Genomic DNA, 11,005 nt, shown 5'->3' on the forward strand with positions numbered 1-11,005 from the left:
GGCTCGCCCGCCGCAGAAAGATCACCGACCCGCCGGCGGATGCACCGTCCACACCGCGATCCGTGCAGGCGATCACGTTCTGCGACGGCATCCGTCTCGAGATCACCTCGTGGTCGGAGCCCGCGGTCGAGAGCCGTGTTCCGCGGAACACAACCCCCGCGGCTGGGACCCACGTTCCGCGGAACACAGCCCCCGCGACGTCAACGGCTCCTGGCGAGACTCCCGCCCCGGAGGCCGGAGGCGAAACCGAGCGCGATCCCCGAACAGCCCCAGCGGTTCCCCCAGCAGTTCCAGGTGACGCACCGGCGGCTCCCGCCCACACCCTCACGCCGGCTCCAGCCCCGACCCCGTCCCCGTCCCCGTCTTCAGCTTCGGCGTCAACGACGGGAAGGTCTACGGTCCACGATCCGGATCGTGACGCTCACGATGCCCACACGACCGGCTTCGGGGCGTGGGCCGGGACGCGGGCCGTTGTCCTGTCCACGGCACAGGCGCACGACCTCGCGGATCTTCTGGAGGCGTGGGCAGCCCTGCCACCCGCGTGACGGTGGCGTACCCGACGACCGACCGGAGCATGCCGTTCCTCGACATCTACTTCACCCCCTGGCTGTTGACACCGCGTAGCAGGACGTCGACCCAGTCGACCCTGGCGACGGCGACAAGACGCGCGAAACGTTCGGCCTCGTCCCGGGCCTGCTGTTCGTTCAGCCCCAGCTCCCGCCGGCAGGCCGAGACGATGTCGCCCTTTCCGCCGTGCGCGACATCGACAATCAGGCTCAGCAGCCGGACGACGGCGGCGTCACAAACCGAGCCATGGGCGGTTCCCGGCCCGCGGGTGATTTCCGGCAACTGCCCGGACCCCGCGCTGACGAGCGCAGATGCCCGAGGCACCATCGGCCGGTTTTTCGGACGGCGCCCCGGACAAGGCCCTGGATCATCCCGCCGGCCCTGCACACCGCGCGCCCGCCGCCGCCCATGACCAGAGCCGGCAGCGACGCCAACCGCGACGTCAGCGGCATTCCCGGCCCCGATGACGGCACCTGTCCCGATGACGATGCCGGCACCACCGCCGGTGCCGGTGCTGATAGGGGTGTGTGGTACGAGCTCGGCGATGATTGTTTCCCGTGCGGTGTAGGCATCCGTCTCGGCCACGCAGGCGTCCTCGAAGGACGGAACATGCTCGCTGGTACATCCGTCCGGGCCGGTTTCACCGCGTGTTTCGGTGGGCCGTTCGGCGAGCGGAAGGGCAACGGCCCGTGTGTAGAAATCGGGGTTGTGCCGGCGCAGCAGCGCGAGTGAGCGCCGCAGCCGCTCGTCGACCTCCTGCTCGGTGAGACCAAACCTGAGCTGCATCTTCGGCAGCGAAAACGGGTCGGTGACCCCGTCCCGGAGACCGAGCAGGAAGTGGATGACAATGTTCTGGCCGATGGGGTCGGCGCGCAGCGGCGCGGCCCATTCCGCGGTGCTGATCGCTACTTCCGGACGGGTCGGCAGGCCGCGTTCGGCGGCCGATTCCCGGCGTACGGTCGGCACGATCCGCCCGGCCGTGGGGAAGTGGACGAACTGCGCCCACACCGCCCGCAGCCAGCCCGGCGGCTCCGGTGAGATTCCCCTGGGGAAGGCGGGGTCGCACAGCATGGCGCCGTAAACGGCGGCCTCCTGCCATTCGGCCTCGGGCGTCACAAGATGGTCACGGACCACGATCAGCTCGCGGACTTCCTGGCCGGCGTTCGAGCCGCCGGCGATCGTCGGTACGTTGCCCACAAGAGCGGCACGTATCCGGTCGAAACCGTCCATGAACCGGGGCGTCCACAGGTCCGTGCAACGCGGGCAGAGCGGGCCGGGTATCGAGTGGGCGGCGTCGAACATGGGTGGCCGGTCGGGACGGCAGGCGCACGTCCCCGGCTTGGCCCGGTGGACATCGCGGACGATCACCGCCCACAGCGCCGGACCCACCAGCTCGCGGAAGGCCATGAACGCGACCTCGGCGTTCTCATCCGCGATGTCGGCAAGTGTCAGGGCAGTCATCGGTCCTCCTGCGAAGGGCATGCCAAACCACGGGTAGTGATCCAGCAACAGGGCGACGCCACAAAGGCGCCATGGCGCTCGGATGCTCCGAGCGCTTCACAGGGGACCGGGACCGCGAAGATCCTGGTCATCGGCCACACGCCGCGCGTAGTGGCCGGTCAGCAACGTACTTGGGCCAGGCAGATCCTGTCAACAACCACGCATTCCGGGCAGACCGTCCCAGCGTCCCGCCCCACGAACCGCCGCCTGCCGCCCCAAGACCCGCCCCCCCGACAGCACCCGACTCGGCGACACCCGACTCGGCGACACCCGGCTCGGCGACGCCCGCCTTGGCGGCGTCCAGTCCCGCACCATCCGACGCAGCGCCGGCCAGCGCCAGCGCCGAACCCCCGCATCTGATCGTCACCCGAGCTCCCTCCGCGCGTCAGAGCCGCGAGCGACACAGGAGGTGCACGATCGCGTCGCCTTCGGCCCTGCCTCTGACCGCCCTCCCGCTGGAGAACAGATCAGATTAGGGGATGCTCTGTCACGGCTCGCGGCAGGGTACTCACGACAGACCCGACCAATCCTCTACGCATCGAAACAGGCGCTAAGAGTGACAAATCAAACTATTCCAGATCATCCAGGATGCGCAGGCGCCATCCCCTCCCCCGAGCCGTAGGTAGAAACCGCTGTGGCAACGACGGTTTCCACCTACGGATGCGGAACCCGTAGGTGGAAACCGTCACGATAACAACCGAAACCACCTACGCCGCCATGGCGACGGACACGGCCGAGCGAGTGCCCCGACAGCCCGCGGGATGCGCTCAGGCGGGCGTCGCGTCCGCTTCCAAAACGGCTGGGCGGCGCTGGTGCGGGATGGCCAGCGCCGCGATCGCGGCCAGCGCGGCGGCCACCGCGCAGATGGCGAACAGCTCTCGGTAGCCGGTGAGCGAGGGTAGCTCGTGCCCGCCGAGGGAGACGGTCTCCGCGACCAGGATGGCGCCGCCGACAGCACTGGCCAGCGAGCTGCCGATAGCCCTGAACAGGGTGTTCAGACCGTTGGCCGCGGCGATCTCCGACGGTGGCGTGTGGGCGTTGATGAGCGACGGCATGGCCGCGTAGCCGATGCCGGTGCCAACGCCTATCACGGTCGCGCCGAGGATGACCTGCCACAGCGCCCCGGCCACGGCGATCCGCATGGCCCAGCCGAGGGCGACGATGACGGCTCCGAGCGCGAGGGTTCTTCCGGCGCCGTGCAGCGCCACCAGCCGTGCCGACACGGGCGCGAAAAACAGCATGCACAGGCCGCCGGGCAGCAGCGTCAGGCCGCCGACGACCATCGAGGAGCCGAAGCCGTAGCCGCTCGCCTCGGGCGCCTGGACATAGGACGCCGTTCCGATCATGGACGCGAACAGCGCGAAGCCGAACAGCACCGACGCGAGGTTGGTCAGGATCAGGGGGCGCCGGCGTAGGGAGAGCACGTCGACGAGGGGTTCGCGGGTACGCAGCTCGAACCGGTACAACGCGACCAGCAGCACGACCGCGAGCGCCAGCAGGCCGATCACCCGGGCGGAGCCCCAGCCCCAGTTGGCAGTTTCGGCGAGCGGCAGCATCAGTGCTGTCAGGCCCGCGCTCAGCAGCAGGGCGCCGACCAGGTCGACCCGGCCGCCGGTGCGGTTCGGCGCCTCGGGCACGACGGCCAGCACGCCGGCGAACGCCAGCACGCCGCCGATGCCGGTCACCCAGAACAGGATGTGGAAGTCGGCGTGGTCAGCGATGAGCCCGGCCATCGGCAGGCCCAGGGCGGCGCCGACGCCCATCATCGCGCTGATCATCGCAATGCCCGTGCCGGCACGTTCGCGAGGCAGGAGCGACGCGAGCAGGCTGATACCGAGAGGGATGGCGGCAGTCCCCAGCCCCTGGACGACCCGACCAATGATCAACAGAGCTATATTGCTGGTCACGGCGTCGATCAGCGAACCGGCGGCGAGCGCGGCGAGCGCGATCAGCAGCATCCGTCGTTTGCCGAACATGTCGCCGAGCCGGCCGAACAGCGGCACCGCGACAGCGGCGACGAGCAGCGTGGAGGTCAGCAGCCACTCGACGTTGCTGGCCGTGGTGCCCAGTTCCGCTGGCAGTATCGGCAGCACCGGCACCAGAATGCCCTGCGACATCGACACCATCAGCGCACCGAGGCCGACGACGAGGAGCACCAGCGTGGGGCGGGCGAGCGACGGCGCGGGGGTGTGGAGCTCCGCCCCGGTCGGGCGGCTGGTCGCCGCGGTGGACAGATCAGCCATGTGCGGTCCTTCGGTCCATGTCCAGGAGGTCGTCGTCGGCGGCGCTCTGGTGGGCGGGCCGACCCGTGCCAGCCCGCGCCAGACGCTTACCGGAAGATTTTCCTCCGGTTACGCTAGCACAACCGGAGGAAGCTCCTCCGCATGCGGCTGATTGCTGCCGGCTACCTCCGCATGCCTCCGCCGTCGCCGTCGCCGTCCAGAAGGAGAGCCACCCGACATGACAGCCCAGCCCCGGGCTCACCTGCGGGCAGACGCCCGGCGCAACCGCGCCCAGATCATCACCACTGCCACGCGGGCGTTCGTCGACAACGGGCCTGACGTGCCGCTGGAGGAGATCGCCCGGCTGGCCGGCGTCGGTATCGGGACGCTCTACCGGAACTTCCCCGACCGCGAGGCGCTGATCCTGGCGGTCGTCCAGACCAGCATGGGCGTCATGCTGACCAAGGCCCGCGAGGCCAGGGCCGAGCACGAGCATGCCTGGGACGCCCTCGCGCGCACCCTGAGCACATCCCGCGAACTCAGCCTCACCCTGCGCGTCCAACGCCTGTTCTCACCGGCAACCGTCGCGGCACTCAGCGCCGACCCGACGATCCGGCAGATCCGCAACGAACTCATCAAGGTGATCGACGACCTGGTGCAAGCCGCCCAGCGAGAGGGCTCAATGCGCCCGGACGTGGACACCGGCGACGTCACACACCTGTTCTCACTGCTGATGCTGCCCAGCACCCACCGCACACCCAGCGAGATCGCCGAAATGTCCTACGACCGAGCCCGAGAAATCATCTTCGACGGCCTACGCGCCCGCCCCGGCACCCCCCTACCCGGCCGCCCCCTCTCCGCCACCGACATCTACCCCGACTGAGGAAAAACACCGCGACCGCCGATCGGGACGGCGCGACCGCCACGCAAGAGACATACCTCTACCGGAGGTTTCAATCCGGCACGGAAAGCTGGAGCGGTACGACGTCGCCAACCCCGGCCCGTACGTGGTGTTCAGGTTTCAATCCGGTGCGGAAAGTTGGGGCGGTGCGACGAGCTCGAGCTGGGCTGGTACACCCGCCTCGCCGTTTCAATCCGGTGCGGAAAGTTGGGGCGGTGCGACAATGAGACGGTGGAGGTCATAGACCTCCCCGTCGTGGTTTCAATCCGGTGCGGAAAGTTGGGGCGGTGCGACCGGTGATCGAGTCCGGGTCGCGGTTCGCGGTCGGGGTTTCAATCCGGTGCGGAAAGTTGGGGCGGTGCGACCAACCTGAAGACCCAGAGAGGAAACGAAGGAGGTTTCAATCCGGTGCGGAAAGTTGGGGCGGTGCGACAATGAGACGGTGGAGGTCATAGACCTCCCCGTCGTGGTTTCAATCCGGTGCGGAAAGTTGGGGCGGTGCGACTTATGATCTGCTGCCACCCGGCACAACCGCTGAGTTTCAATCCGGTGCGGAAAGTTGGGGCGGTGCGACTTGAAATTCTATGTAAGAGACGTGGTATCCGGTTTCAATCCGGTGCGGAAAGTTGGGGCGGTGCGACCGTACTACGGCAACACGGGCACGTGGCCGACGGTTTCAATCCGGTGCGGAAAGTTGGGGCGGTGCGACGTTTTTCCGGCTGAAAGGAGGTCGTCATAGCGTTTCAATCCGGTGCGGAAAGTTGGGGCGGTGCGACACCATGGAACTTGTCGCCGCCCGCGAGCAGCGGGAGTTTCAATCCGGTGCGGAAAGTTGGGGCGGTGCGACTTGAAATTCTATGTAAGAGACGTGGTATCCGGTTTCAATCCGGTGCGGAAAGTTGGGGCGGTGCGACAGTACCACGGATCCTGGGGGGTCTGACCTGGGCGTTTGCAAGATCGTCTCCCAACCTGCCGGGAGGGGCTGTGGATAACTGGGCGGAAATTCTTGATCGTTTATGTTTGCACAGGTCACAGGGTTATAGATCTTTCCCACAACCTCCCCGCTTCTTCGGCGTGTCGGAGGTTGGGGGCAACGATCATGAATCGGACGTTTGACAACCAGGCGCATCCGTGCATCACCCCGTTCCGCTGGCGGAGACCGACCGTTACCGCTCCATCATCCGTCGGATGCCGGTGGGCACATCCATGAGGGATAAGGAGAGCTGCGATGACGGACCCGCCTCGGCTGCGCATCGACGAACATGGGGTCGCCGTCCCTGTCGACCTGCCCGGCCCCCAGCCCCGGCCGTCGGCACCGGGACCGGCGCCGGCGCAACCATCCGCGGGGCGGCTACGGTATACGCCGGCTGATCACCCGGCGGTCGGGTCTTTGTCGGTCCAACCGCTCGCGGCCAGGAGTATCCCGGTTCGGGCGCGGGCCAGGCCGCGCCCGGCAGTGGCGGCCCAGCCGTCGGGGGCGGCTCAGTATCGCGATTCGACGTACCGTCCACCGGTTGCAGCTCGTCCGGCCAGGCACACACCTCCCGCTCCGGCCAGCCGTGGTGCTCTCCGAGGCCCGGCTTCCCGACGTCCAACCGATGGCGTGCCTACCCAGCACGGATGGATTCCTGACGTCGCCGGCGCTCTCGCCTCGGATGCCCGTCCCAGACGGACTCCGTTACCGGATCGGTCCCCACCGCTGGGTCGGCCATCGCGGGCTGGCCGACCCAGCCGGCCAGCAGCGGCGGTGAGCCCGGGTGCGGCACGGGCGAGGCGGCGGGCGCCGTGGGCGGGCTTCCGCATGACGGCGCTGCTCGCCTGCGGGCTCTTCGGTGGTGTCCTCTGCGCCGCGCCACCGCCCCGAGCGGCACCGCCCGCGCCAGCATCGCTTCCCACAGTAGTCAGACTGGCGCCTTACGTACTGCCAGACGCGAAGAAGCCGCCCATGATCAGACTCGAAGCGCCTTCATCCTGGCGGCAGTACAGGTAACGGAGCGGCATGGTGACGCGGCGCCAACCCGTCACAGAAAGATCACGTGCGGGCCACAGGCGGAGATGCGCCGCCCCATCCGTCAGACACAGGTGAACGCCGGGAAGGCGGCGCATCGGGCCGATGAGCACCGGGCCAATGGGAAGAACACCGACGAGGAGAGCACCGTGGCCAAGACGATCCGTATCAACGGTGTCGACGTCCCAGTGATCGCGGACGATCTGACGGGCGCCGAACTCAAGCGGGCCGGCGGGATACCGGCCGACCGTGTTCTCGTCCGGCAGGGGCGCGACCGGAACACCATCGTTCCCGACGGGCAGCGTATCCGGATCGCCGACGGCGAGGTCTTCGCGCATCACGCACGGCATTCCAAGGCTGCCGAACCGGCCACCCGGCCCAGCGGCGGCGGCAGCGGCGGCAGCAACAGCGGTGATTTCGCACCCTCAAATCTCCGCCATCGCCGGGTCCGCTGGGAGGCCGCGCAGCTCGCCGGCGGCTACCCCGGTCTGCGTGTCGCGGACGACGACTCGTGGGTCATCATCCCGGATTTCCGGCTCCCCGCCGGCTGGTTCCCGGACCGCACCACCGTCCTGCTCGTCCCGCCCCTGACCTACCCCGAGTCGGCACCGGACGGCTTCTACCTCGGTTCACAGCTCCAGCGCCGTGACGGTGACCGGCTCGTCAGCCCGGGACACTACTTCCAGGGCCACAAGAATCCGTACGCCGACCTCGGCTACTTCTGGTACTGCCTGGAGGACACCGGGCACAACTGGAACGCCGAACACGACTCGCTCATCACATTCGTGGAAGCGATCAGGACCTACCTCGGGACGGCGGACTGATGAGCCCCACCCGCTGCGTGGTCCGTGTTCCCGAAACCGTCTGGCGGCAGACCCGCCGATATCTTTTCGACGTCCCGGTCGAGCGGATGGCGTACCTGCTCGGCCATGCCAGCGAATGGACGGATCCGTGGGGACGGGCCACCACGGACATATTCGTCCGTTACGCAATCCCCGTCCCGGACGATGCTCTCACGTTGCAGACCAGCGTCCGGGTCGAAGTGGATCATACGCTGACCAGAGCGGTGCTGCGTGAATGCTACGAATGCGCGTTGTCGCTCATCGACGTCCACACGCACCCGTTCGCCGACCGCTCGGTGTGGTTCTCCGGCCATGACGAGGCGAACATGCGGATCACCCACGCCGATTTCTCCGACACGATCCCCTCCCTGCCGCCTGTCTTCCCCGCGTCGCTCGTGCTCGGGCAACGTTCCGTGGCGGGCATGTGGCGGAACCCGTCCACCGGCGTGCTGGAAACCATTGACGAGCTGCGGCTGCTCGGCCGCTCCGAAACCACCGTGGAACTCGTCCGATAGGCATCCGACAGGCATCGGAATCCCAGGAGCGTCAGCATGGACCGCACACGGTTGGTCGAGGGCCGCTTCGACCGGCAGGTACGCGCGTTCGGCGCGGCCGCGCAGGCCAGACTGCGCGATCTCACCGTCGCGGTGGTCGGCGTCGGCGGCGCCGGATCGCTTGCCGTCCAGGGGCTCGCGCATCTCGGCATCGGACGGCTGCTCGTCGTCGACCCCGACATCGTCGAGATCACGAATCTCAACCGGGTGGTCGGGGCCACTCCCGACGACGCCCGCCAGAGACGTCCCAAGGTGGACGTGGCCGCCCGGCTCGCGAGGAACATCGATCCCGCGCTGCCGGTCGTGGCACTATCCGGCGGGATTCTGGAGAACGAGGTGTGGAGCGCGTTGCGCTGCGCCGACGTGCTCATCGGCGGTGTGGACGGCCACGCCCCGCGCTGGGCGCTCAATCTTCTTGCCGTCCAGTACGGCCGGCTCTACATCGACATCGGCGTCGAGATCAGCCGATCACCGGATGCCTTCAGCGACGATACCGATACCGACGAAGAGCCCGGAAACGACGGGCTCGGAACGCCGAGAACATCGGAAGCACCCGGAGCACCCGGAGCGCTGGAGGTCGGCGGGCATGTCGCCGTCGTCCGCCCGGGAGGGCCGTGCCTGCTGTGCCAGTGCGGGTACGACCCGGCCGCCGCGGCCCTCGAGCTGGACCCGGCCGCGCGGGCAGCCCGCCGTGCCGCCGGCTATCTGCCCGCCGACGCGCACGACCCCGCACCGAGCGTGCTGTTCCTCAACCAGGCGGTCGTCGCGTTCGCGCTCGGTGAGGTCCTGAACTGGGTGTGGCCGTGGCGCCCACCGGCGACCCATCTGCTCATAGATCTCGTCCGCCCCGCGGTCGTCACCCTCGACGCCGACCGGGTGGACGGCTGCCCCGCGTGCGGCTCCGACTCGGTGCGCGGTCTCGGCGACGCGGGTGGAATCCCGCCGTTCCCCTCTCCCGCGCATTCCAGGCCGCCAGCCGTTTCCGATCAGCTGTTCCAGCAAACCGTTTCATACAGCCGGTAATCGGGATTTCGTCATTTCGTCCGTCAGGACAGGTTGGAGGTGATTGACGGTGACGGTGGTGAACAGCGGCAACAGCCCACTCGACCGGATGGCACGCGAATCCACTCTGTGGGGAGCCTGGGCGCGGGTCGCGGCGGGCAGCGCCATGGCCGGCGCGGACGGGATCGGTGTCGAGACGTTCGGCCGGCAGCTCGGGGTGCGGCTCGACCGCCTCGCCGAACAGCTACGGACCCGGACGTACGAGCCCCAGCCGCTGCGGCTCATGACGATCACCCGGGGCGGGAAGCGCCGCCGGCTGGGTCTGCCGACCGTCCGTGACCGGGTCGCCCAACGCGCCTTCCTCGAGGTCTGCGGGAAGCGGCTCGACGCCTCGTCCGCCGAGGTCAGTTTCGCCTATCGGCGTGGCCGCTCGTGGCTGGACGCGCTCGCGCAGGCGGAGCGGTGCCGAGACGCCGGCCTGCGTACCGTCCTGCGAGCCGACATCGCCGAGTTCTTCCGCGAAATCGACCATGAACTGCTCGCGGACGCGCTGGCCCGGACGGCCATCGGTCCGGAGGCTGTCGCGCTGGCGCGAGCGTGGGCGTCCGCGCCCCTGCTCACCGAATACGGCGTGGTCGACCGTGGCCGCGGCCTGCCCGAAGGCGCACCGGTGAGTCCCGCGCTGGCCAACCTGTACCTGCGGGACTTCGACCAGGTCGTGCACGGCCGGCGCGGGCATCTCGTCCGATATGCGGACGATCTTGCCGTGTTCTGCCCGGACGAGGAGGCCGCCCTCGCCGCCGCGACCGATGTCGACGCCGCGCTGACCAGCCTGCGGCTGCGGGCGAATCCCGGCAAGACCTATGTGTCGACGTTCGACACCGGCTTCTCGTTCCTCGGCTGGGTGTTCTTCCGGGACGGCGGATGGGCGGAGTCGCCGAACGAGGGTTGGACGCACCCGATGTCGGTGGGACGCAACGCCTCCGGCCACCGGCCGGCGACCGGGGAACGCCCCGATGGTCACGATCTTGGCCGTGCTCCGACGCGGTTTGGTGATGGTGTACCCGGCGGCGGGCGGGGCGGCGGTGAGGCCGCGTCGCGCGGCTGGCCTACGCCGGATGCCCGTCGGTCCGCGGCGGGCGGACGGGAGCGGCGACCATGGCTATGATCACCAGGCAGCCGCTCTACGTCGGGGGCCACGGCTCGGTGCTGTCGAAGCGCGGCGGGCGGCTGGTGGTCTCGCGGGACGGCCAGGTCGTCACGTCCGCGCCGTTGTCCCTGGTCGCCGAGGTGATCCTGCTCGGCAACGTCACGGTGACCACGCCGACGATGAACGCGCTGCTCGCCGACGACATCCCGCTCGTGTTGCTGACCGATGACGGGCGGGCGCGGGGCCGGCTCGAGCCGCC

Annotated in this window: 8 protein-coding genes and 1 CRISPR repeat array (1 of these 9 only partly in view); of the genes, 6 read left to right on the forward strand and 2 right to left on the reverse strand. The window is 68.8% G+C overall.

What is annotated here, in order from left to right; all coding sequences use genetic code 11:
* Positions 1–591: 591 nt before the first annotated feature.
* Positions 592–2,028, reverse strand: coding sequence for a hypothetical protein (locus FrCorBMG51_RS15220; RefSeq protein ID WP_047223737.1), 1,437 nt, complete (start codon positions 2,026–2,028; stop codon positions 592–594).
* An 806-nt stretch (positions 2,029–2,834) separates the two neighbouring features.
* Positions 2,835–4,310, reverse strand: coding sequence for an MFS transporter (locus tag FrCorBMG51_RS15225; protein ID WP_047223738.1), 1,476 nt, complete (start codon positions 4,308–4,310; stop codon positions 2,835–2,837).
* 217 nt (positions 4,311–4,527) lie between these two features.
* Between FrCorBMG51_RS15225 and FrCorBMG51_RS15230 the strand changes: the two genes are divergently transcribed.
* The 6 genes from FrCorBMG51_RS15230 to cas1 all read left to right on the forward strand — a co-directional run.
* Positions 4,528–5,172, forward strand: a complete 645-nt coding sequence (locus FrCorBMG51_RS15230; RefSeq protein ID WP_047223739.1) for a TetR/AcrR family transcriptional regulator — start codon at positions 4,528–4,530, stop codon at positions 5,170–5,172.
* A 67-nt stretch (positions 5,173–5,239) separates the two neighbouring features.
* Positions 5,240–6,104: direct repeats of the CRISPR family, unit length 36 nt; unit sequence GTTTCAATCCGGTGCGGAAAGTTGGGGCGGTGCGAC.
* 1,243 nt (positions 6,105–7,347) lie between these two features.
* Positions 7,348–8,022 (forward strand): E2/UBC family protein, encoded by a 675-nt coding sequence (locus FrCorBMG51_RS15235; RefSeq protein ID WP_157180518.1) that lies wholly within the window; start codon positions 7,348–7,350, stop codon positions 8,020–8,022.
* Complete coding sequence (locus tag FrCorBMG51_RS15240) at positions 8,022–8,555, forward strand: hypothetical protein (RefSeq protein ID WP_047223741.1); 534 nt, start codon at positions 8,022–8,024, stop codon at positions 8,553–8,555. Before FrCorBMG51_RS15235 ends, FrCorBMG51_RS15240 begins: the two co-directional genes overlap by 1 nt.
* A 36-nt stretch (positions 8,556–8,591) precedes the next feature.
* On the forward strand, positions 8,592–9,617 hold the full coding sequence (locus tag FrCorBMG51_RS15245) for a HesA/MoeB/ThiF family protein (protein WP_047223742.1): 1,026 nt from the start codon (positions 8,592–8,594) through the stop codon (positions 9,615–9,617).
* 49 nt (positions 9,618–9,666) lie between these two features.
* Entirely contained in the window at positions 9,667–10,764 is a 1,098-nt protein-coding gene (locus tag FrCorBMG51_RS15250) for a reverse transcriptase domain-containing protein (protein ID WP_047223743.1), read from the forward strand.
* Positions 10,761–11,005: the 5' end (the start) of a CRISPR-associated endonuclease Cas1 gene (gene cas1 / locus FrCorBMG51_RS15255; protein ID WP_047223744.1), read on the forward strand. Its footprint extends 790 nt past the window's final position; 245 of the gene's 1,035 nt are visible here — the first part of the coding sequence; it begins with the start codon at positions 10,761–10,763; its stop codon lies beyond the right edge, outside the window. The genes FrCorBMG51_RS15250 and cas1 overlap by 4 nt, the downstream gene beginning before the upstream one ends.

Origin of the sequence: Protofrankia coriariae (assembly GCF_001017755.1) — a bacterium.
GTDB lineage: Bacteria > Actinomycetota > Actinomycetes > Frankiales > Frankiaceae > Protofrankia > Protofrankia coriariae.

Excerpts from the sequence above, each read along its gene's own strand:
- FrCorBMG51_RS15220 (WP_047223737.1), bottom strand. The coding sequence starts at position 2,028 with ATGACTGCCCTGACACTTGCCGACATCGCGGATGAGAACGCCGAGGTC.
- FrCorBMG51_RS15230 (WP_047223739.1), top strand. The coding sequence starts at position 4,528 with ATGACAGCCCAGCCCCGGGCTCACCTGCGGGCAGACGCCCGGCGCAAC.
- FrCorBMG51_RS15240 (WP_047223741.1), top strand. The coding sequence starts at position 8,022 with ATGAGCCCCACCCGCTGCGTGGTCCGTGTTCCCGAAACCGTCTGGCGG.
- FrCorBMG51_RS15245 (WP_047223742.1), top strand. The coding sequence starts at position 8,592 with ATGGACCGCACACGGTTGGTCGAGGGCCGCTTCGACCGGCAGGTACGC.
- FrCorBMG51_RS15225 (WP_047223738.1), bottom strand. The coding sequence starts at position 4,310 with ATGGCTGATCTGTCCACCGCGGCGACCAGCCGCCCGACCGGGGCGGAG.